Consider the following 21,905-nt stretch of genomic DNA (forward strand, 5'->3'; position numbering starts at 1 on the left):
ACATCTACATTACCCTGTGTACCTTTTGTGTTACAAGCGCGGCACGGCCTCAATTAGTGCGCGCGTGTAGGGCTCGCGCGGGGCGGACATGATCTGCCGAGTGTCCCCGGCCTCGACGATGCGCCCCTCTTGCATGACGGCGATACGGTCGCACGTGGAGGCGACGGTCGCCAGGTCGTGGGACACAAGCACGAGGGCCATGCCCCGTTTGCGCGTGATCGACCCCAGCAGATCCATGACGGAGGCGCGCGTGGACATATCGAGCGCGGAGACCGGCTCATCGGCGATCAGGACGCGCGGGGCAGGTGCGAGAGCGCGGGCGATCGCGATGCGCTGGCGCTGGCCGCCCGAGAACGAGCCTGGGTACTCCCCCGCGCGCGCCGGGTCGATGCCGACGTCGGTGAGGACCTCGCGGACGCGAGCACGGGCCTCCTGGCCGCGCGAGACACCCAGGGCGTGGAGCGGTTCCGCGATGGAAGCGCCGATTTTCATCCGCGGATCCAGGGACGAGAATGGGTCCTGGAAGACAGTCTGGACGCTGCGGCGCAGCGTGCGCATCGATGACTTCGAGGAGGCGCGGATGATCTCGCCGTCCAGCAGCACCTCACCGGCACTCGGCGCAAGAAGTCCGAGAAGAATGCGAGCGAGCGTCGTCTTGCCGCTGCCCGACTCGCCGACGAGGGCAACAGACTCGCCCGCGTGTACCTCGACGCTCACGTCGTCCAGGCCAGCGTCGCTGCCCGGGTAGCGGAAGGAGACGCCGCGGGCGCTCAGGATCGGCTCACTCATGGGCGTTCCCTTCGTTATCGGTCGACGAGGCAGGCTCCCCCTCGCGCTCCCCCGCCTCGCCGGGCGCATGGCCGGGCTGGGAGTCGGGGCGCACGGCACCGATACGCTCGAACACGGAGTCAAGTGCGCGCGCGGCGGACGCGATGGAGCGCGCCGAGTCGGAGAGTATGTCCGGTGCCGTGCGGAAGACCTCGACGGGCACGTCATCGGTGATGCGGCCGGCGTCCACGACGATGACGCGGTCGGCCATGCGTGCGACGACGGGCAGGTCGTGGCTGATGAACAGGAGGCTGACGCCTCGCTCGCGGGTGACCTCGTCGAGCAGGTCCAGGACGGTGCGCTGGACGGTGACGTCAAGCGCGGTCGTGGGTTCGTCGGCGATGAGCAGGGAGGGCGACGCTGCGAGCGTCATGGCCAGGGCGACGCGCTGACGCTGGCCGCCTGAGACCTCGTAGGGGAAGGACCGGGCGATGCGCGCGGGGTCGGGCAGGGCGACTTCAGCGAGCGCGCGCTTGATGGCCTCGCGCAGTGCGGCGCCTCGCAGGCCGCGGTGGCGGCGCAGCGGCAGCGCGATCTGCTTGCCGAGCCGCATGAGCGGGTCGAGAGAGGTCGCTGGATCCTGGAACATCATGGAGATCTGCGAGCCGCGCAGCGAGCGCAGTTCCCGCTCAGAGGCCCCCACGAGCTCGCGGCCGTCCCAGCGGATCGAGCCCTCCACACGGGCGCCCTCGGGCAGCAGTCCCATGATCGCCAGAGACAGCATGGACTTGCCTGAGCCAGAGGACCCGATGATGCCGACGTGCTGGCCGTCGGGCACCTCCAGGGTGATGCCGCGCAGGATGTGCGCGTCTCCGATCCACACGTTCAAGTCGGTGATGGACAAGCTCACTTGGCACCTCCCTGGGTGGGATCGACGAGGGAACGCAGGCCGTCGGCCGCAAGATTGGCTCCGAGGACGAAAGCAACGATCGCGAGGCCCGGGGCGATGGCACCCAGGGGCTGCGTCGTGAAGGTTGCCTGCGCGTCCTGCAGGAGGCGGCCCCAGGAGGCGTTCGGCGGAGGCGCACCGAGTCCCAGATAGGACAGGCCAGCCTCGGCAAGGACGGCGCCGCCCACGGTGACGGCCAGGTTCGTGGCCAGGGTCGGCCAGATGTTGGGCAGGACGTGGCGGGTGAGGATTCCCCACGTGGACACGCCGGAGGTGCGAGCGGCCAGCACGTACTGCTCGGCGAGGACGCGCCGGGCCAGGATACGCGTCAGGCGTGCCACAACGGCCGAGGCGGCCACGCCAATCGCGACGGTGACCGTGGCCAGGGAAGCGCCAAAGCCCGCGACGATGAGCATCGCGAGGAGGAGCGTCGGGAAGGCGATAAGCACGTCGAGCATGGCCGAAGCCACGTCGTCCACCCACGGGCGAGCCAACGCGATCGCCAGGCCAACACTCACGCCGATGAGGTCGGCGACCACAACTGCTCCGAGGCCGACGATGAGCGCGATGCGCGCGCCCACCATCATGCGCGATGCCAGGTCGTGGCCCAGGCGATCCGTGCCGAGCAGGTGAGCGGCCGAGAAGCCCTCGAGGCGTCCACCACTCGTATCCTCGATCGGATACGGAAGCCACACGAGCGACACGAGGGCAACGAGCGCGAGCACGCCCACCAGGAGAGCGCCGACGACGAGGGACAGCGGGATGCGGCGGGCTTTCACGGGCGGTCTCCCGCGCTCAGGGACGTGCGCAGGCGCGGGTCGATGACGCGCTGCAGGACGTCAGCGACGAAACCGATGACGAGGACGAGGGTCGTCGACACGAGGAGAACCCCCTGAATCGATGGGTAGTCGTGCTGCGCGATCGCGGTCGTTAGCATCGAGCCAAGGCCGGGAAGGGCGAAGACCTGCTCGACGACGACCGCGCCGATGAACGTGGTCGCCAGCTCGATGCCGGCAATGGAGACGACCGGGATCGAGGCGACACGCAGGCCGTGGCGGACCATCGCCTCGCCGCGCGACTCACCCAGGGAGCGCGCGAACTGCAGGAAGGGCGCGTCGAGCACGTCCAGGGCGGCGCTACGCGTGTAGCGCGTCAACGAGGCCGTGGATACCAGGACGATCGTCAGAGTCGGCAGGACGAGGGCGCGCACCGCCTGCGCGGCGTTCGTCCACCCGCGCGCGGGGAAACCAGAGGCGGGCAGCCAGTGTAGGTTCACGGCGAAGACAAGGACCAGGAGCATGCCGATCCAGAACACGGGCACGGCGATACCTAGCTGCGCGAGAGCGGAGATCACCGTTCCCGCCCAGGAGCGGCGCGCCCGCGCGGCCACGTACCCCAGCACAATCGCCAGGATCAGCGAGATCCCGAACGCCGCCAGGGTCAGCGGCAGCGTCACCGCCATGCGCGAGGCAATCTGATCGTTCACGCTCAAACCAGACGTGAACGAGGTACCCAGGTCGCCGTGTAGCAGCACCGAGGCCCACTCCCCAAACTGGCTCCACCACGGCAGGTCCGAACCCACCTGGCGGCGGGCTGCCTCGATCTGCTCAGGTGTGGCCGTGCCCGACAAAAGCGCATTCGCCGGATCACCCGGCAGGAGACGCAGGAGAACGAAAATCGCCAGGAGGGCTGCCGATCCGGTGAGGATCAGCAGCCCCGTGCGCCGCAGCAGGTAACGAGTCATCACTTCTTGGAGATGCCCGAGACGAAGAACTGCGAGTTCAGGCCGTTGACGCCGTAGCCCGACACGTTGGAACGCGCAACGACGATCTGCGGGTAGAGGTAGAGCCAGGCGCTGGCCGCGTCCGCCGCGATCTGCTCGTTGGCGGCGCGCAGCTTCTCGGTCTGCTCATCCTCGGTGGAGGCCTGCTCAGCCTCATCGATGAGAGCGGTCACGGCCTCGTTGTTGTAACCCCAGTAGAACTTCGGGTTGCCGTACCACACGACGTCGCGCGTGTTGACGTGCTCCTGGAGGGTCGCCTGGAAGTCGTGCTCCTTGTAGACCTTCGAGTACCACTCGTCGGCGGTGATCGTGTTGATCGTGACGGTCACGCCCACCTTGGCAAGCTCGGACTTGACGAACTCTGCGACCGTGGGGTGCGGGTCGTAGGAAGGCGTATCGAGCGTGAAGCTGAGTCCCTCAGCCCCGGCCTCAGCCAGCAGGGCCTTAGAGCGCTCGGGATCGTAGGGGTTGACGGAGGTCAGATCCTCGTACCACGGGTCCGACGGAGGAACCATCGAGCCGATCACCTGTCCGGCATTACCCCAGATGGATTCGAGGAGCTTCTCGCGGTCGATGGCCGAGTAGATGGCCTGGCGCACACGCGCGTCGTTGAAGGGCGCCTGCGCGTCGTTGAAGGCGAGCAGTTCCTTCGTCGTAGAGGTGCCCTCGGAGACCGCGAAGTCGGAGTTGCCTTGGAACGTGGCCAGCGCGTCCGGGGACTGCAGGGAGGTGATGATGTCGATGTCACCCGCGCTCAGGGCGTTCGTCATCGCGGTGGCGTCCGTGTAGTAGTGGAAGGTGACCGCGTCGTTCTTGGGGGAATCACCCCAGTAGCCCTCGCGGGCCTTGAGCGCCAGGGTCGAGCCCTTCGTCCACGCGTCCAGCGTGTAGGGGCCGGTGCCGTCGGTCTCGGTCTGCGAGTCAAAGCCCTCGGGAACCATCCACAGGTAGGACAGGTTATAGGGCAGGGAGATCGAGCGCTGCGAGAGCGTCACGGTCAGTGTCTGGGGGTCCGTGGCCTCGACCGAGTTGATGACTGCCAGCTGCGACTTGCGCGCGGACTGGGAGTCCTCGGCCAGGACGCGGTTGATCGAGTGGACGGCGTCAGCCGCATCGAAGGCGGCGCCGTCGGAGAACGTCACGCCCTCGCGCAGGTGGAAGGTGTAGGTCAGGCCATCCTCGCTCACGTCGTAGGAGGTGGCCAGCTGGGGCTGAATCGTACCGTCGTCGGCCAGGTAGAAGAGGCCCTCGTAGACGTTACCGTTGAGCGCCTCGGTGACGCCCTGGCCGCCGCCCGCGATGTTGGAGAGGTTGACAGGTTCGTAGAGCGAGCCGATCTCGATCGCGTCGGAGGCCGAGTTGGAGGCGGCACCGCCCGAGCAGGCCGCGAGCGCCATGGCGGCAGCGATGGTCGCGGCAGTGAGGGCGAGGGGCTTGTGAGCAGTCATGCGGGGCACTTTCATGTCGGGACGGGCCGGCGGTCCGTGGATACCAGGTGAAACTACCGTAGGGACTATTTCTGCGCCTAAGGCTTTCCACCGACTAAAACAACGTGACAGCTCACCCCCACATTCCTCCCCCGCCCGGTGGCCCTGCGCACAATCCCCCTCATTTCCGCACGCAATTCATTATTCGGATCGGCCTTGAGAGCTCAGAGACCGCATGATTTCAACGACCAATCTTCAAAACCTGAAGGAGGGCTGAGGGAATGACGTGCGAAATTGTGGGGGTACGGGAGTATCGGCGGCTGGGACGAAGACCAGGCAGGAGCGTAGGACGACGACGGAAACAGGACGAGGCCGGGCTGCCAAGGCGGCACATGCACACCGCGTAGGGCGGCTTCCACTCCAGCACCGGCACCCGCGCGGAACGAGGCCGGATCAGACCTGAGCCAGGTCCGTGACCTCAGCATCCGTCAGCTCGACGAGGTCGAGGGGGCTCAGTTCGACGCTGAGGCCTCGGCGCCCGCCCGAGATGATCATGGTCTCGTGGTCCAGGCACGCCGAGTCGATGAACACACGGTGCGAGGTGGTCTGCCCGAGCGGGCTGATGCCGCCCACGACGTAGCCAGTGCGGCGCTGTGCGACGGCAGGGTCGGCCATGGCGGCGCTCTTAGCGCCGGCGGCCTTGGCGATCAGCTTCATGGACAGGTGAGCCCGGACGGGCACACAACCGACGACGAACTCGCCGGTAGGCTCCAGGCGCACCATGAGGGTCTTGAAAGCCTGGGTGGGGTCGATGCCCAGCTTCTCGACGGTCTCCTCGCCAAATGAGCGGGCGGCCGGGTCGTGCTCGTACTCGTGAACGGTACAAGCAACGCCGGCCGCCGTGAGCGCCTCGATGGCGCGGGTGGGGCCACCACCGTGGTCTTTGCTGTGTTTACGAGCCATGACCCCAGTGTAGGACGCGTCAGAGGATGGACGCGGTCGGGTCGTCGATGACGGCCTTGCCGAAGGGGAAGCAGGTGATCGGGATCATCTTGAGGTTGGCGATGGCCAGCGGGATGCCAACGATCGTAACGGCCTGCGCGGCGGCGGTAGTGATGTGGCCGATGGCGAGCCACAGGCCCGCGACCAGGAACCACACGATGTTCATGATGCCAGAGCCCGCTCCCACGCCCGGCTTGTCGATGACGCGTTTGCCAAACGGCCACAGCACGTAACCGGCGATGCGGAAGCAGGCCACGCCCGCGGGGATCGTGACGATGAAGATGCAGGAGAAGAGTCCCGCGAGGAGGTATCCCAGGAAGAGCGGGAGCCCTCCGAAGAGGAACCAGATGATGTTGAGCAGGGTACGCATGGCGTGTCCTTTCCTTGATCTGTAAACATTCTAGTCTGCCACACCGCACGTCTCAGGTTCCCCTGAGTGGCCCCTGATTAGCCCCTGAAAGTAACACCGCGCGTACCATGAGGGCATGAGCATTCCCGAGGCCATCGCCACTGCCCGCGACCGCATCGACCGCGCGACGTCCGCGTGCGGCCGCACCGATTCGGTGCACCTGGAGCTGGCGGTCAAGACGCGCACGCCCGAGGAGTGCCGGGCCGCCGCCGCTGCCCTACGCGAGGCGGGCCTGCCGATCCTGCTGGGCCACAACCGGGTGCAGGAGGCGCGCGCGACGGCGGAGGCGATCCGCGAGGTGCCCGGCGCGCGCATCCACCTGATTGGGCCTCTGCAGTCCAACAAGATCAACCACGCGCTGGCCTGCGTGGACGCGATCGAGTCGCTGGACTCCCCCGCCCTGGCCTCGAAAATCGACGCACGCACGACCGGCACGCTCCCGGTGTTCGTCGAGGTGAACGTCTCGGGCGAGGCCACGAAGCACGGCTGCGCCCCCGCCGACGTGAGCGCCCTGGTCGACGTCGTCGGGGCCTCGGCCCACCTGCAGCTCGCGGGCTTCATGACGGTGGGCCTGAACTCCCCCGTCGAGGCCGACGTGCGCGCGGCCTACGCGCAGCTCCGCGGCATCAGGGACGAGGCCGCCGCGCACCTGGGCATCAACGAGTCCGACCTGGCGCTGTCAATGGGCATGAGCCGCGACCTGGAGTGGGCCATAGCCGAGGGCGCGACGATCGTGCGCCTGGGAACGGCGATTTTCGGCGCTCGCCGCGTCTGAGTAGACCGCTGGTTCGCTCCGACGCGCCACCAGGTAGGATTGTCTCCATGATGACCGTTCTCGCTGGAATGTCCGCCGCGATCCTGGCGCTCGCCCCAATCACAAATCCGATCGGCGGTCTCGCGGCGTTCGCAGGACTCACCGCCGGCAATGCTCCGGCTGCGGTGCGCTCGCAGGCGTGGAAGACAGGCATCTATGTGTTCGCCATCCTGACGGTGTTCGCGGTCAGTGGCTCGCTCATCATGCGCTTCTTCGGCTTCGACCTGCCCTCGCTACAGATCGCGGGTGGCTTGGTCGTCGCGCACTCGGGTTTCTCGATGTTGGAAAACAAGCGCCGTGCCACCCATGAGGAGACTCAGCACGCGACCTCCAAGCCGGACGTGTCCTTCTCCCCCATGGCGCTCCCCCTCATCGCGGGGCCCGGCTCGATCGGCGTGGTCATCGCGCTGGCCGCCCGCAACACGGCCATCGGTTTTCATGTCGGCATCGTCCTGGGAATCGCGGTGACAGCGGCCGTCATCGCGCTGCTACTGCGCTACGGCACGCCCTGGATCGACAAACTGGGTGCCACCGGCGTCGGCGCGATCGTGCGCATCATGGGCTTTCTGATCCTCGTCATCGGCGTCGAGCTCATCATCCACGGGGTGCGCGCGCTCCAGCTCTTCTAAGCGGAAGCCCGCCCCGGCCTCGCCGCAACGACGCTGAAGCGGGCAACGGGCCCGGCTCGCACCGAGCGAGCGCGCTCAGGGGATGCGGTGCACCCACTCCTCGCGCGCGAACTTCGTCTCGCAGCGCTTCCGTGCGACCTCGAGATCCGCCTCGGTGATGGTGCCGACGCTCGCGTTGTACTTCTCCTTGAAGTGGTCGAAGAACACCTTCAGGATCTCTTCGCGGGGAAGCCCGGTCTGGGAGCGCATGGGGTCCACGCGCTTGACGGCGCTGCGGGTGCCCTTGTCGCGGATCTTCTCCATGCCGATGCGCAGGACTTCGTTCATCTTGATGGCGTCGATGTCGTAGGCCATGGTCACGTGGTGGACCATGTAGCCGTTGGCCCAGCGTTTCTGCGCGGCGCCGCCGATCTTGCCCGCCTCGGAGGCGATGTCGTTGAGCGGCACGTACTTGGCCTTGATGCCGAGCTTTTCGAGGACCTCCATGACCCACTGATCGAGGTACGGGTAGGCCTGCTCGAAGCTCATTCCCTCCACGAGGGCCGTGGGGATGACGAGCGAGTAGGTGATGCAGTTGCCGGGCTCCATGAACATGGCGCCGCCGCCGGTGACGCGCCGCGACACGGTGATGCCGTAACGGTCGACGCCGTCCTGCTGGATTTCGTTCTGGTAGGACTGGAAGGAGCCGATGACGACCTGGGGGCCGTTCCACTCCCAAAGGCGCATGAAGGGCTTGCGGCGGCCCACGGCCACGTCTTCGACCAGGGTTTCGTCCATGGCGACGTTGATCATCGGATCGACGACGGGGCCGTGGATGACGTCGAAGTCGATGTCGTCCCACGATAGGGCGGCACCCATGGCCCGGCGTACGGCGATGCCGACGGCCTCGGGGGTCACCCCCATGAGCGTGTCACCTTCGTGGAGGGCGGCCTCCACGCGCGCGGCCAGATCCTTCGCGCTCGACGAGGCCGGGGCCCCTTCGAGGGACGCGGTGATCCGGGTGAGTGCGTCGTCGGGGTCGAGGAAGAAGTCGCCAGATACGCTCACGCGCGTCAGGCGGTCCTCCTCCACGTCGGTATCGACGACGACGAGCTTGCCTCCGGGAACTTTATACTCTCCATGCATGCCCACGATTGTAGGCGCTCCGCTCACGCCCAGTCGGGCAGGACGCGCACGCCGCCCTTGTCGGCGGACGCGGCGAGCATGCCGTAGACGCGCAGGGCGTCGGAGACCTGGCGGGGACGAGGCTTGGAGGGCTTCCACGGCGCGGCGCCCTTTTCGGCGCGGCGGCGCTCAAGTTCTTCGTCGCTCACGTTCGCACGCAGGACGCGGTTGTTGACGTCGATTTCGATCTCGTCGCCGGTTCGCACGAGGCCGATCGCGCCGCCGGCCGCGGCCTCGGGAGAGATGTGACCGATGGAGATGCCGGACGTGCCGCCGGAGAAGCGGCCGTCGGTGATGAGGGCGCACTTCTTGCCCAGGCCCAGGCCCTTGAGGTAGGAGGTCGGGTAGAGCATTTCCTGCATGCCGGGGCCGCCCTTGGGGCCCTCGTACTGAATGACGACGACGTCGCCTTCCTTGACTTGCTTGCTCAGGATGGCCTCGACGGCTTCCTCCTGGGATTCGACGACGAAGGCCTTGCCGATAAAGTGGAAGAGGGACTCGTCGATGCCGGCGGACTTGATGATCGCGCCGTTGGCGGCGATGTTGCCGTAGAGGACGGCCAGGCCGCCGTCCTTCGTGTAGGCGTGCTCGACGGAGCGGATGCAGCCGGCCTCGGAGTCGGTGTCGAGGGACTCGAACAGGTTGGCGGTCGAGAATGCCTGGGTGGTGCGCACACCGCCCGGGGCGGCGAGGAAGCGGTGCTTGGCCTCGTCGGTGGCGCTCCCGCTGCGCACGTCCCACTCCCCCAGCCAGTCGGCCAGGTTGTCGGAGTGGACGGAGTGCACGTCGCGGTTGAGCAGGCCGGCGCGGTCGAGCTCGCCGAGCAGGGCGGGGATGCCGCCGGCGCGGTGGACGTGCTCGATGTGGTAGGTCGTGGAGTTGGGGGCGACCTTGCACAGGCAGGGCACGCGGCGCGAGATCGCGTCGATGTCGTCGAGCGTGAAGTCGACGCCGGCCTCGTTGGCGATGGCGAGGATGTGCAGGACGGTGTTGGTGGAGCCGCCCATGGCCACGTCCAGGCTCATGGCATTCTCGAAGGCGGCCTTGGTGGCGATGGAGCGCGGCAGGACGGAGTCGTCCTCGTTGTCGTAGTAGGCGCGGCACATGTCGACGATGCGCGTGCCGGCCTCGGTGAAGAGCTTCTTGCGTTCGATCTGGGTGGCCAGGGTGGTGCCGTTGCCGGGCAGGGCCAGGCCGATGGCCTCGTTGAGGCAGTTCATGGAGTTCGCAGTGAACATGCCGGCGCAGGAGCCGCAGGTGGGGCACGCGTTGGCTTCGATGCTGGCCAGCTGGTTGTCGCTGACGGAGTCGTCGACGGCCATGACCATGGCGTCGATGAGGTCGAGGCGGTGTTCGACGACGCCGTCGACGGCGGCGCCGGATTCCATGGGGCCGCCGGAGACGAAGATGGTGGGGATGTTCAGGCGCATGGCGGCCAGGAGCATGCCGGGGGTGATCTTGTCGCAGTTGGAGATGCACACGAGGGCGTCGGCGCGGTGTGCGTTGACCATGGTTTCGACGCAGTCGGCGATGAGGTCGCGGCTAGGCAGGGAGTAGAGCATGCCGTCGTGGCCCATGGCGATGCCGTCGTCGACGGCGATCGTGTTGAATTCCTTGGCGACGCCGCCGGCTGCTTCGATGGCTCCGGCGACGAGGTCGCCCATGTTCTTCAGGTGCACGTGGCCGGGAACGAACTGGGTGAAGGAGTTGGCGATGGCGATGATTGGCTTGCCGAAGTCGCCGTCCGTCATGCCGGTGGCGCGCCACAGGGCGCGTGCTCCGGCCATGTTGCGGCCTTGGGTGGATGTTGCCGAGCGCAGCGGGCGACTCATGATGTGCCTTTCTTTTGCCTTGTAATGACTCAACAGTAGGAGCGTGAGCGCTGCGTTTCCGTGCGGGTTTCGTCTCATGGACGAGGCCGGGGCTGGGTGGGGGCGGTTTTCGCGCGGTATCTCGGGGGCTGTGGCGAGCGAGTCGCCGTGTCAGTGGGTGGACGCTTGTGGGCGTGATTGCAAGGAAAACGCAAGGGGTGCGTGCGTGAATTAGCATCTTGCCAGATGAGTGGTTGATCGCATTGGTCACGCTTCGGACATTCGGCCTCGTTCTCGACACGCGAAACGTAGGCTGGGTGCACGGATTAGAGAAAGGACTGCGATGACCATTCGCACCACTCATGTTGGTTCCCTGCCCCGTACCCCCGAGCTGCTCGAGGCGAATCGTGCGCGCCGTGAGGGTTCGCTCGGCGAGGCTGACTTCACGTCGCTGCTGCAGGATCAGGTTGACGGCGTTGTGAAGCATCAGGCTGAGATTGGCCTGGATATCGTCAATGACGGCGAGTACGGTCACGCGATGATCGACACGGTTGATTACGGCGCGTGGTGGACGTATTCCTTCTCGCGTTTCGCCGGACTGTCCTTTGAGGACGTGCAGCGTTTTGATGTGCGTCCCCCGGCAGGCCGTGACGGTCGACTTTCTTTCTCATCGTTTGCTGAGCGCCGCGACTGGCAGCGTTTCGCGGACGCGTACGCGGATCCGGATTCGGGTATTCACATTGCGAACCGCAACCCGATCGCGTTCCCGACGATCACGGGTGAGCTGACCTACATCGGCGCCGAGGCCGTGGAGCGCGATATCGCAGGCACGAAGCACGCGCTGGAGGCGGCGGGCAAGCCCGTGTCGGATGGTTTCGTGGCGGCGATTTCGCCGGGTTCGGCGGCTCGCGTGGCCAACGCGTTCTACGAGGACGACGAGGCCGTGGTGTGGGCGTGGGCGGATGTACTGCGCGAGGAGTACAAGCGCATTACGGACGCGGGCCTGACGGTCCAGATTGACGCGCCGGATATCGCGGAGGGCTGGGATCAGATGAACCCGGAGCCGTCCGTTGAGGATTACCGCGCGTTCTCTCGCGTGCGTATCGACGCGCTGAACCACGCGCTGGAGGGCATTGACCCGTCTCTGGTGCGTTTCCACGTGTGCTGGGGTTCGTGGCACGGCCCACACACGACGGATATTGCGTTTAAGGACATCGTGGATCTGGCCCTGCTGGTCAACGCGAACGGCCTGACGTTTGAGGCGGCGAATGCTCGCCACGCGCACGAGTGGACGATCTGGCGAGACATCGAACTGCCCGAAGGCAAGTACCTGATCCCGGGCGTGGTGTCGCACTCGACGAACGTTGTGGAGCACCCGCAGCTGGTGGCTCAGCGTATCCGCCAGTTCGCGGACATTGTGGGCGACGAACGTGTCGTGGCGTCGACGGACTGCGGCCTCGGCGGCCGCATCTACCCGTCGATCGCGTGGGCGAAGCTGGATGCTCTTACCGAGGGCGCTCGTCTCGCATCGAAGTGATTGCCTGATTGCTGCCTGGGGCGCGCGGGGTGGATGAGTATCCACCCCGCGCGCTTTTCCCAGGGTTTTTTCAGGCAACGCTCCCTATATCTTGAGCTTAGCCTCACACAATGAAACGTGTGTTGCAGCCCCCGCTTCCGGGTCGGCCTGCCGCGGTGGGGATCGCACGCCGCGTCGGGTTCCGGGACTGGGGGCTGCGGCACGTTTGGGGTCCTCTGATCATCCCCATCTCAATTCACTTCTCCGTCATGCGGAAAACGGAGCCCTTTCTTCGTTATTCTGGAAGTGGGCACCCATTGTCGAGGCTGTTCGAGGGAGAACATCATGGGAGCAAACAACACGGAGGGCACGCACTCCATCCGTTCGCGCGTTGGTTTGCTCGCTGCCGCTCTTGTCATCATCGCCACGGCCTGCGGCTGCCAACAGACCACGCCCGCGGCGGAGGGGCCGTGGGCGGCCGACATTGAGCAGGCGCGCAGTGAGTGGGCGTCCAACGAATTCGTTCAATCTGTCCTCGCGGACTCTGCCATTAGCGAGGCCGAACTCCAGGACATGCGTCAGCGCGTGCTGAACTGCCTGACAGACAAGGGCGTCACCGGCGCGTCTTTTGGCCCGAGCGGCACGCTGAGCATCCCCGATCAGCCGGTTGGCTCCTCCATATCCGCCGAACAGCAACAGCAGTTCGTCTCCACCTGTTCCAACGATGCCGGTCAGCCGATCATCGAGGCACTCGAGTTCAACATGCGTGTCAACCCAGATCACCGGGATGTCAACGAGCTGTACACACAGTGTTTGATCCGCAACAAGGCGGTCGAGCCGTCGTTCACGGCCCAAGAATTCACGCGTGCTCGCGAGAGCGGAACGCCTCTCGACAGCGCACTGCCGTTCATCGACCCAGCTCAGGGGCCCGACATTTTGCAGCGATGCCTTGACGACCCCAGCAAATGACCACAACCGCCCTCAGGAGTTGAGATGACAACTTCTCGCCGCTGGCTCGCCCTCACCGCGTTCGTCGCTCTCATCGCCGGTGCGGGTGGGGTCAGCGCGGGTATTCTCATCGCCTCGCCGCCCACCCCGGCCTCGCTGGCATCGTCATCTGCTCCGTCGACGGTCCCCGTCACCACGCGCGAGTTCACCGACACGCGCTCCCTCACCCTCACGATTCCCCCGGCCTCGCCTCATGAACTCACCTCCCCCACTGCCGGGCGCATCACGGCGCTTCAGGCAGCGCCGGGAACTCCCATCACGTCAGGTTCTATTCCCTGCGAGATCGACGGCCTGCCCCTTCTTGCCTTAGCCCTGTCCACCCCGCTCTATCAGGACGTGGTGGACGGAGCCACGGGACCCGATATCGGTGCCCTGAACGCTGAACTTGCGCGGCTCGGATATGCGGCTCCCGCGGAATCTCAGCGGGTCACGGTCGCCACGCGAGCGGCCCTGGCCTCGGCGATGGGCGTGAACGACGGAGCCGGAGGTGTCCCCTCCCGCATCGAGGCCTCTCGCGTCCTGTGGATCCCGGCGACTACCGTCACTCCCTCATCGGTCCCCGTTCGCCTGGGTGACAGCGTCGATACGCAAACTGTTCTCCTCGCCCTTGAGGACTCCCGCGACGCGTTGCGCCTCTCCGTCCCGCCGGATGCCTATCCTGCGGACCACGTCATCACTCTGGGGGACACGGACTACCCGGTCCCCTCTGACGGCGTGATCACCGACCCTACCCTAACGGCGGCGATCCTGTCCTCGCGCGAATACGCGTCCTTCGTCCGTTCCGCCCCGAGCGGCGATGGACCCGTTCAGCTGCCCGTCTCGTGGAAGCTCGCCTCCCCCATCACCGTCACTGTCGTCCCGCCGGCCTCAGTGATCGGAGACGCGACGAACGCGTGCGTCTTTGCAAGCGGAACGCCGATCCCCATCTCCATCGTTTCTTCCCAGCTCGGCCGAACCTACGTCCTGCCAACAACCCCGCTCTCCGCCGTCGACACCGCCGTCGAGGGACGCTCATGTCCGTCGAGCTAGACAACGTCGGGCACATGTTCGCCGCCACCCCGTGGCTCTTTCGCCATCTGAGCGCCCGCTGCGAGGACGGTGCCCTCACCGCCGTCATCGGCCCGTCTGGTTCTGGCAAGTCAACCCTGCTGTCGCTGATCGCGGGATGGGACGCTCCGACCGAGGGAACGATCACCATCCCCCGTCCGGCTAGTCCGCAGAGTCCCCGTATTGCGTGGGTCTTCCAGAACCCGTTCGGTGTCCGCGCGCGCAGCGCCATTGACCACGTTGCGCTGCCCCTGTTGGCCCGCGGCATGAGCCGGGCGCAGGCCGATGTCGAGGCGAACCGGCTCCTTGATGCCTTCAACCTGGCGCATCTCGCGACCCGCCCATTTCGGGATCTGTCGGGCGGCGAAGCTCAGCGTGTGCTCCTCGCGCGCGGGCTCGCTTGTGCCCCCACCCTTCTCCTCGTAGATGAACCGACCGCGCAGCTTGATCAGTCCACGGCTCGCGACATCGCCTCCACGCTCGGCTCTCTGCGCGAGGACGGGGTGAGCGTCGTGATCGCGACGCACGATCCGTCGATTCGCGCGCAGTGCGACGCCATCATCGACCTCGCCCACTTCCAGGACGAGGAGGAGCAGCAATGAGCACACTCTCGTGGCGAGCACTCCTGTCCGAAGCGTGGAGGGACTGCCTGAGCGGGACGGCCCGCGTCGGGATGCTGACTATCCTGGCCGCCGCCCTGGTCGGAGGCGTCATCTGCGCCGATGCGTTCTCTCTTCGTTCCGTCAGCGTTGAGGCTGCCTCTTTTCGTGTCCATCTGGGATCAGTGCGAGTCCTCCAAGCGCAAGGCGGCATCGACGGGGCCGCCTGCGATGCGCTGTCACGAATCCCCGGGGTGCGCGCAGGAGCCCTTCGCTCGGTCGAATCCGGCTTGTCCCCGCTCGCTCTTCCGGCCTCATCGCTGCCCCTGTACGAGGTCACGCCTGGAACCGTCTCTCTCCTGGGGACGACAACGGCCGATCCGACGGGAATTCTGCTCCCTGAGCAGGTAGCCGAGGAACTCGGCACCACTCAAGGAGCCCTTCTCCCCCTCGCACACGAGCAGGCCGAGGTCGCGGGCACCTACCCGTGGGACGAGAACGACGGGCGTCGTCCCGGCTACGCCTACGCGGCTCTCGCACCCGTGCCCACGACGGGGACCTTCGATGAATGCTGGTACGAATCCTGGCCGCACAGCGACGACGTGGATGCCCTGGTGCGCTCAACCCTCGTTGGAAGCGACGACCAGAACACCCAGGTCCTCGCCATGAACCCTACGCGCGGAACGGCCTTCGACGCGGCGGGGCAACTGCGGCACAGGCCGACCTGGTGGGCGTGGATCGCCGCGAGCACAATCGGTGCCGCGCTAGGGGCCGCTGCCACGTGGTGGCGTCGCCTCGAGATCGCCTCGGCTCTGCATGCTGGGCTCCGCAGATCAGATACGACGGTCCTCCAGTTGTTCGAGGCCGTGGCGTGGGTGGGCGGCGCATTCGTCCTCTCCTCGGGCATATGCCTCACGATCCTGAGCGGAGCGCCACCCAGTGACCGCTCTGACTTGATGCGCCTGGTCGCTACCGAGGGCATCTGCGCTGCGTCGTGGACTCTCATCGGTGTCGTCATCGCATCAACAACGATCCGAGAGCGCCAGCTGTTCGTTTTCTTCAAGGGCCGATAGGTACCTGCGCGTGATCGCGCCTACAATTGGCGTATGAGCATCCTCGTGATTCAAAACGACCCGATCGTTCCGGTGGGTCAGTTGTCCGCCTTCCTCGGCGGTCACGAGGTGGTGCGCGCCTGGGAGGAGCCGCAGCGCCTCCAGGACCTGGTGGCCGCTCCCCTTCCGGGTGCCCTCATTCTCCTGGGCGGGCGCGCGACCGCCTATGACGACGAGGCATGGCCGTGGCTGGAAGCCGAGCGCGAGCTGACCCGGCGATGCGTGAGCACCAACGTGCGCGTCCTCGGCATTTGCCTGGGCGCTCAGCTGATAGCAGCGACTTTCGGTGGACGGATCAGCATCGCCGACCCCTCAGGCCCCGAACGGGGCGTCATCCCGCTCGTGTGGGGCACGAACGACCAGGCGGGCGGCGGCGGCGCCGTCCCCCTGCGCATGGCGCTGGCCTCGACCCACACGGTGTTCGCCGACCATGGTGACGCCATCGTGGAACTCCCCCACGGCGCGCGCGAGTGGGCGCGCTCGGACAAGTACACGCAGATCTTCTCGTACGGCACCGCCCTGGGCGTCCAGTTTCACCCCGAGGTCACGCGCGAGATCGCGACCGCGTGGGCGGCGAACAACGAGGACGTCGACACCGAGGACATTGTGGCCGGCTACGACGCCCACGAGGGCGATCTGGCCTCCACGTGCAAGACCCTGGCCGACTGGGTCTCCGGCGTCTTCTAAGGCGCAAACAGAATCGCAGTGCGGGCACCCCCACGCGGTACCCACACTGCGATTGACAATCGGGCCTCGTCGCAGCGAGCGGAGATGAGGCCCGATTCCTATTTTAGAGGAAAACGGCACGCCTACAAGGCTTTTCCAGGAACCAAGACCACCACGTGGGACAACTTGACAACACTCCCATTCACGGCCTCGCCACGGCGCGCGACGCACCCCGGTCAGGGGGCCGCGACCTGCACAAAGGAGCCGGTGCCGTACGCCCACACGCGACGCTCGGCGGCCGAGATGAACACGGCCTGGCCGCGGCTCAGCTCCACGCTGTCCCCGCCCTGCTCCTCGCTCACGTGCAGGGAGACCGACCCGGAGGTCGCGATGACGATGCGCGGGCCCTCCCCGGGCACGGCGACCTCGTCCACGCGGGACGTGTGCTTGCCGGGTGCCAGCGTCGTCACCGACAGCTCGAACTCCTGGGCAGGTGCCAGGAAACGATCCGTCGTCGCCGAGGGATGCTCGGGGGCCACGCGCACGGGCGGCAGCGCCGAGAACTCGGCGATTTCCACGAGCTGGGCGGAGTCCACGTACTTGCCGGTGAGGCCCGCGCGCACGACATTGTCGGAGGAAGCCATGACCTCGATGCCCAGGCCCGACTGGTAGGCGTGGATCTGGCGCGGCGGAATGTAGACGGCCTCGCCCGGGCGCAGGGACACCGGTTTCATGAGGAAGGCGACGATGATACCCGGGTCGCCCGGGTGCTTCTCCCCCAGGACGCTCACAAGCTCGTCCGTGCGCGGCGAGGGGGATGTGCCCGACGCGAGGCGGGAGCGGCACGCGGCCACGAACTCTTCGACGCGCTCCGAGGTCGCCGGGGAGTCCTCGTCGAAGAGCCACGTGGCCAGGGAGCGCAGACCTCCGCGCACGGTGGACAGCTTGAGGCGGTGACGCAGGCGGTCCGCGAGATCACCCTCCAGACCGACGAGGAGCTGGCGGGCCTTGCGCGGCACGCGGAAGCCGACGAGCGCGCTGAACTCGGTGAGCGCATAGATCATCTCCGGCTTGTGGTTCATGTCCCGGTAGACGCGGCGAGTGTCCGTGCGCTCGATGCCCAGGACCTCCTCGCGCAGGTATCCTTCGCGCGCGATCTCCTTCGTCGGATGCACCTGCAGGCTCAGGGTCTGCGCGGGGGCGATGATCTTCGCCAGGTACGGCAGAGTCGGACCAAACGCGTAGAGCAGGCCACCGCCGAGGGCACGCTTGGGGTCTTCGCCGATGTACTCGGCGAGGGTCTGCCCGCCCGTCAGCAGCGTCGGTCCGTCCGGGTGGGCGCCGAACCACACCTCGGACACCGGGTCGTCCCCGGCAGCGGCCCCCAGGAACTCGGGGATCGCGTTCGTGGAGCCCCACGCGTCAGCTTTCGTCCAGCCGATCAGTCTTTCCATAGGTCGAATCCTATCGGTATCGGGCGCGTAAATACGCGAGGGACGAGGCCGTGGCCCCATCCCCCGCACGCTCGCGTCTGTCAGGCGCTGGGTTGATCGGTGGTTTCGCGCGCCTCGAGGGCGGCGAGCGCACCGCCGCGTGCGTGCAGCTCGGCGTAGGTGCCGGTCTCCACGACGCGGCCCGCATCCATGACGATGATCTGGTCGGCGTCGCGCACGGCGCTGATGCGGTGGGCGATCTCGACGATGGTGCGACCCTTCGCAACGCGGGCGATGCCCTCACGCACGCGCGCCTCGGTGGCCGGGTCGACCTGGCTCGTGGCCTCGTCGAAGACGTAGATCGGGGCGTCTCGCAAGAGCGCGCGGGCCAGGGCCAGGCGCTGACGTTGGCCGCCCGAGAGGCGCTCGCCCATGTCGCCAACCACCGTGTCCAGGCCGTCCTTTTCCGTGGCCAGCCAATCGGTGAGGTCCACGGCCTCCAGCACGCGTTCCAGGTCGGCCTCGCTTGCGTCGGGTGCGGCGAGCAGCAGGTTGGCGCGCAGCGTGTCGTTGAACAGGTAGGGGCGCTGGGACGCGGAGGAGACCGTCGCGCGCAGGTCTCGTAGGGACACCTCGGCCACGTTCGTTCCGCCGATGGTCACGGCGCCCGAGGCCGGGTCCCACGTGCGGGTCAGCAGCGAGGCCAGCGTCGACTTGCCCGAGCCCGAGGCGCCCACAATGGCGGTGCGCTTGCCGGCGGGGATGTGGATGCTCACGCCGTCCAGGACCGTGGGGGCGGGCGCGGGTGCGTCCTCGTCCGTCGGGTAGGCGAAGGTGATGTCGGTGAACTCGATGTCGCCGGGGGTCAGGGGCTTGGGGTCGGCCGGGTCGGCGACGACGGGCGCTCGGTCGGTGAACGCGAAGACTCGGGCGGCCGACGCGAAGGCCTGGTCCAGGTCCGCGGCGAACTCCTCGACCGCAAGGACCGGGCCGAAGGAACCCATCGCGATACCGAGGGCAAGGCCCGCCTGGGGCAGCGTCAGCGTCTCTGCGAGCACGTTCGAGCCCGCGACCATGGCGACCGTGACAATACCGAGGGCGACGGCGGCCTGGTTCAGGCCTCGGCGCAGCGCGATCCAGCGGCCCTGAGTGCCCAGACCCGAGGAGATACGCTTTTCGATGGCGCTCATCTCGGCCTCGCGGCGCTCCTCCGCCCTAAAAGCGAGGACCTCACGCACGCCCTGCACCGAATCGGTCACGTGGGCGGCGATCGCACCTCGGGCCTCGCGCAGCTCACGCGCTGCACGCGCGGTCGAGCCGGAACCCAGGAAGGGAATGACCGCGCCGACGATCAGCAGGAAGGGCGCCAGCACGGCGGCCAGCGTCCAGGACACTGCGCTGCCCATCCACACGACCGACAGGATCGGAACGATGATGGCCGTCGTGACGGGGGCGAGCGTGTGGGCGAAGAATACCTCGACGCGGTCGATATCCTTCGTCACGCGGTTCATGATGTCGCCCGAATCCAAGCGATCCGTGCCCGCTGGAGCCTGGGGCTCGAGCTGGTCGTAGAAGTAGTTGCGCAGCATCGCCAGGGAGTGGAAGGCCACGAAGTGACCGGCGAACTGCTCGAGGTAGCGGGCAAGGCCCTTGAGCAAACTCAGGCCGATGGCGCAGCCGATGACCAGCGCGATGCTCCAAGCGCTTTCCCCCGAGGCCAGGCCGGCGACAGCCCAGCCGCCCAGGGCGAACAGGGCGATGCCAATCATGAGGAAGACGATGCGGGCGGCGATGGAGGCCGCGAGGGGCGGCAGGACGCGCCGCGTGATCGACAGGAGTCGAAGAGACAGTTGCCTGCGGGTCATCGGATCGTTCCTTCCTGCAGGGTCGCGACGCGGTCGGAACCCTTGATGGTGGCGTCTCGGTGGGAGATCGTCAGGGTCGTGCGCCCGGCGCACACGGTCTCGAGGGAGGCGAGGATCTCGCGCTCGGAGGCCAGGTCCACGTGGGCGGTGGGCTCGTCCAGGATCATGATCGACGCGTTCTTGAGGAAGGCGCGGGCGATCGCGATGCGCTGGGCCTCGCCGCCGGACACGGCCAGGCCTCGGGCACCCACGCGGGCGTCGAGGCCACCGGGCAGGGTGTCGACGAACTCGCCCAGGTGGGCGGCGCGCAGAGCCTCGATCAGCTGATCGTCCGTGGCCGCGGGAGAGGCCAGGAGCAGGTTGTCGCGCAGCGTGCCGGAGAATAGGTAGGTGCTCTGCTCGACGACCGCTGTCTGGGCGCGCACCCACGACAGGGGCACGGTCGCCAGGTCGACGCCGTTGAGGCTCACGCGGCCTCGCGTGGGACGCAGGAAGCCCTGCAGCAACGCCGAGATCGTGGACTTGCCAGCGCCCGAGGGGCCAGCGAGCGCGACGTGCTCTCCCTGGGTGAGGGTCAGGTTCACGCCCTGCAGAACCGGGGTGTCCTTAGTGTAGGAGAAGGACACACCGCTCAGGCGGATCTCGCCGCGCTGGGGCGGGATGGCCGGGGCCTTGACACCCTTGGCGTCCACGACCGGCGGGGTCTGCTTGATGAATTTCGTGATCTCCTTGTTGGCCGCGATGCCACCCATGCCGATGTAGAAGAACTGGCCGATACGGTCCAGCGGGTCGAGCATGATCGAGGAGAGCAGCACGAGGGAGATGCCCTCGCCGACGCTGATCGCACCCTGCTGGTAGCGGATGAGGGCCAGGGCGATCGCGCCGGTGATGATGCCGAGGGAGAAGACGGAGTCGATGACAAGGAGGATCAGCTGGTTGCCGGCCAGGTAGCTCATGACCTTCGAGCGGACCTCTTCGGCGGCCTCGGCCAGGCGCTTGCCCATGTCCTTGCCCGCGTTCATGAGCGCCAGGTCACCCAGACCCTGGATGGCGTCGAGCTCCTTGGCTGCGAGCTGACGCGAGGCGTGGCGGTAGCGCGACGACACCGGCTTGAAGGCCTTGCGGAAGCCCATGACGCAGATCGGGACCAGCGGGATCGCGATCGCGAGGAATCCGCCCGCGGCCGGGTCAATCGCTAGGGCGACGACGATGACAACGAGGATCGGGATCGTCAGCGACGCGATCATCGGGGCCAGGAAGATGCCCTTGTAGGCGGCGACGCGCTCGACGCCATCGGTTGCGGAGTTGACGACGCGGCCCGCGCGTTCATTGGTCCGCTGCGAGGGCCCCAGGGCGAAGACCTGGCGGATCATTGAGTGGCGCAGCGCGGGTTCCATCTGGTTCATCTGGGCGGCTCCCAGGGCGCTGACCACCCACGCGAACACGCCCGATCCCAGGGCCCCCAGCACACCGATCCACCACGTCGACCACGCGTTGTGGCCCACAACATCATCGATGCCCCAGCCGATCGCCAGGTAGGCGGCCGCCAGACAGAGAGACGCTGCCCACGAGCAGACGACTACGATCGCGCGTTTCATTGTTCTCCTATCAACATGACGCACACGAGTACACAACCAAGGATAACCTTAGTTAGGTTCTGACACCACTGTCACTTTGGACCAATTTCAGGCTGACTGGGCGCGAACACTGCCAGCGGCCCACTACTCTATTGCCATACACAAGCCACTCAGCCAGCCACGTATCTCGTGGCAGCCTCCCACGACTCCCGCAGCAGCCGCTCAACGAGTGGGGCGCATGTTCTGGACAGACAGTGACTTTCTGGATAGGAACTGCTCTTCTGGATAGCTTATTTTCCTATCCGGAACGCAATATCCTATCCAGA

Annotated in this window: 20 protein-coding genes; 8 read left to right on the top strand and 12 right to left on the bottom strand. The window is 66.8% G+C overall.

The features are described from left to right. Window positions 1–30: 30 nt before the first annotated feature. From FOC40_RS07890 to FOC40_RS07920, 7 genes are all read right to left on the bottom strand, one after another. Window positions 31–789 (bottom strand): ABC transporter ATP-binding protein, encoded by a 759-nt coding sequence (locus tag FOC40_RS07890; protein WP_003794906.1) that lies wholly within the window; start codon window positions 787–789, stop codon window positions 31–33. Further along, window positions 782–1,678 carry an ABC transporter ATP-binding protein gene (locus FOC40_RS07895; RefSeq protein ID WP_003794904.1) on the bottom strand — a complete coding sequence of 299 codons (897 nt, stop codon included), beginning with the start codon at window positions 1,676–1,678 and terminating at the stop codon, window positions 782–784. The genes FOC40_RS07890 and FOC40_RS07895 overlap by 8 nt, the downstream gene beginning before the upstream one ends. Next, window positions 1,675–2,496, bottom strand: coding sequence for an ABC transporter permease (locus FOC40_RS07900; RefSeq protein WP_003794902.1), 822 nt, complete (start codon window positions 2,494–2,496; stop codon window positions 1,675–1,677). The genes FOC40_RS07895 and FOC40_RS07900 overlap by 4 nt, the downstream gene beginning before the upstream one ends. Then, window positions 2,493–3,461, bottom strand: coding sequence for an ABC transporter permease (locus FOC40_RS07905; RefSeq protein ID WP_003794900.1), 969 nt, complete (start codon window positions 3,459–3,461; stop codon window positions 2,493–2,495). Before FOC40_RS07905 ends, FOC40_RS07900 begins: the two co-directional genes overlap by 4 nt. Further along, window positions 3,461–4,948, bottom strand: coding sequence for an ABC transporter substrate-binding protein (locus FOC40_RS07910; protein ID WP_050755225.1), 1,488 nt, complete (start codon window positions 4,946–4,948; stop codon window positions 3,461–3,463). The genes FOC40_RS07905 and FOC40_RS07910 overlap by 1 nt, the downstream gene beginning before the upstream one ends. A 432-nt stretch (window positions 4,949–5,380) precedes the next feature. Next, window positions 5,381–5,890: a Cys-tRNA(Pro) deacylase gene (ybaK, locus tag FOC40_RS07915; protein ID WP_003794893.1), complete on the bottom strand. Its 510-nt coding sequence runs from the start codon at window positions 5,888–5,890 to the stop codon at window positions 5,381–5,383. A gap of 19 nt (window positions 5,891–5,909) precedes the next feature. Continuing rightward, window positions 5,910–6,299: a YccF domain-containing protein gene (locus FOC40_RS07920; RefSeq protein ID WP_003793039.1), complete on the bottom strand. Its 390-nt coding sequence runs from the start codon at window positions 6,297–6,299 to the stop codon at window positions 5,910–5,912. Window positions 6,300–6,414: 115 nt separating this feature from the next. Here FOC40_RS07920 and FOC40_RS07925 point away from each other — a divergent pair, with 115 nt between their 5' ends. After that, window positions 6,415–7,113 (top strand): YggS family pyridoxal phosphate-dependent enzyme, encoded by a 699-nt coding sequence (locus FOC40_RS07925; RefSeq protein WP_155844131.1) that lies wholly within the window; start codon window positions 6,415–6,417, stop codon window positions 7,111–7,113. 47 nt (window positions 7,114–7,160) lie between these two features. Continuing rightward, on the top strand, window positions 7,161–7,781 hold the full coding sequence (locus tag FOC40_RS07930) for a MarC family protein (protein WP_003794886.1): 621 nt from the start codon (window positions 7,161–7,163) through the stop codon (window positions 7,779–7,781). Window positions 7,782–7,856: 75 nt separating this feature from the next. On the opposite strand, the gene FOC40_RS07935 is transcribed toward FOC40_RS07930, so the two are convergent. Both FOC40_RS07935 and ilvD read right to left on the bottom strand, forming a co-directional pair. Beyond that, window positions 7,857–8,906 (bottom strand): lipoate--protein ligase family protein, encoded by a 1,050-nt coding sequence (locus FOC40_RS07935; RefSeq protein WP_003794884.1) that lies wholly within the window; start codon window positions 8,904–8,906, stop codon window positions 7,857–7,859. A gap of 23 nt (window positions 8,907–8,929) precedes the next feature. Beyond that, window positions 8,930–10,732, bottom strand: coding sequence for a dihydroxy-acid dehydratase (ilvD, locus tag FOC40_RS07940; protein WP_003794883.1), 1,803 nt, complete (start codon window positions 10,730–10,732; stop codon window positions 8,930–8,932). A gap of 367 nt (window positions 10,733–11,099) precedes the next feature. On the opposite strand from ilvD, the gene FOC40_RS07945 reads away from it, so the two are divergent. The 6 genes from FOC40_RS07945 to FOC40_RS07970 all read left to right on the top strand — a co-directional run bounded on the left by FOC40_RS07945 (window position 11,100) and on the right by FOC40_RS07970 (window position 16,725). After that, complete coding sequence (locus FOC40_RS07945; protein ID WP_003794880.1) at window positions 11,100–12,293, top strand: cobalamin-independent methionine synthase II family protein; 1,194 nt, start codon at window positions 11,100–11,102, stop codon at window positions 12,291–12,293. A gap of 324 nt (window positions 12,294–12,617) precedes the next feature. Continuing rightward, a complete protein-coding gene (locus FOC40_RS07950; protein WP_003794878.1) occupies window positions 12,618–13,241 on the top strand; it encodes a hypothetical protein in 624 nt (207 codons plus the stop codon). Between the two features lie 24 nt (window positions 13,242–13,265). Continuing rightward, window positions 13,266–14,309 (top strand): hypothetical protein, encoded by a 1,044-nt coding sequence (locus FOC40_RS07955; RefSeq protein WP_003794877.1) that lies wholly within the window; start codon window positions 13,266–13,268, stop codon window positions 14,307–14,309. Further along, window positions 14,294–14,929: an ABC transporter ATP-binding protein gene (locus tag FOC40_RS07960; RefSeq protein ID WP_003794875.1), complete on the top strand. Its 636-nt coding sequence runs from the start codon at window positions 14,294–14,296 to the stop codon at window positions 14,927–14,929. Before FOC40_RS07955 ends, FOC40_RS07960 begins: the two co-directional genes overlap by 16 nt. After that, window positions 14,926–15,999 carry a hypothetical protein gene (locus FOC40_RS07965; RefSeq protein ID WP_003794873.1) on the top strand — a complete coding sequence of 358 codons (1,074 nt, stop codon included), beginning with the start codon at window positions 14,926–14,928 and terminating at the stop codon, window positions 15,997–15,999. Before FOC40_RS07960 ends, FOC40_RS07965 begins: the two co-directional genes overlap by 4 nt. A 33-nt stretch (window positions 16,000–16,032) precedes the next feature. Then, entirely contained in the window at window positions 16,033–16,725 is a 693-nt protein-coding gene (locus FOC40_RS07970) for a type 1 glutamine amidotransferase (RefSeq protein ID WP_003794872.1), read from the top strand. 215 nt (window positions 16,726–16,940) lie between these two features. Here the strand turns inward: FOC40_RS07970 and manA are convergent, their stop codons facing one another. The 3 genes from manA to FOC40_RS07985 all read right to left on the bottom strand — a co-directional run bounded on the left by manA (window position 16,941) and on the right by FOC40_RS07985 (window position 21,600). Continuing rightward, window positions 16,941–18,158 carry a mannose-6-phosphate isomerase, class I gene (manA, locus tag FOC40_RS07975; RefSeq protein ID WP_003794870.1) on the bottom strand — a complete coding sequence of 406 codons (1,218 nt, stop codon included), beginning with the start codon at window positions 18,156–18,158 and terminating at the stop codon, window positions 16,941–16,943. 80 nt (window positions 18,159–18,238) lie between these two features. After that, window positions 18,239–20,002, bottom strand: a complete 1,764-nt coding sequence (cydC, locus tag FOC40_RS07980) for a thiol reductant ABC exporter subunit CydC (protein ID WP_003794868.1) — start codon at window positions 20,000–20,002, stop codon at window positions 18,239–18,241. Then, window positions 19,999–21,600: an ABC transporter ATP-binding protein/permease gene (locus FOC40_RS07985; protein ID WP_003794866.1), complete on the bottom strand. Its 1,602-nt coding sequence runs from the start codon at window positions 21,598–21,600 to the stop codon at window positions 19,999–20,001. The genes cydC and FOC40_RS07985 overlap by 4 nt, the downstream gene beginning before the upstream one ends. Between the last annotated feature and the right edge of the window lie 305 nt (window positions 21,601–21,905).

This window comes from Schaalia odontolytica (assembly GCF_009730335.1).
Lineage (GTDB): Bacteria > Actinomycetota > Actinomycetes > Actinomycetales > Actinomycetaceae > Pauljensenia > Pauljensenia dentiphila.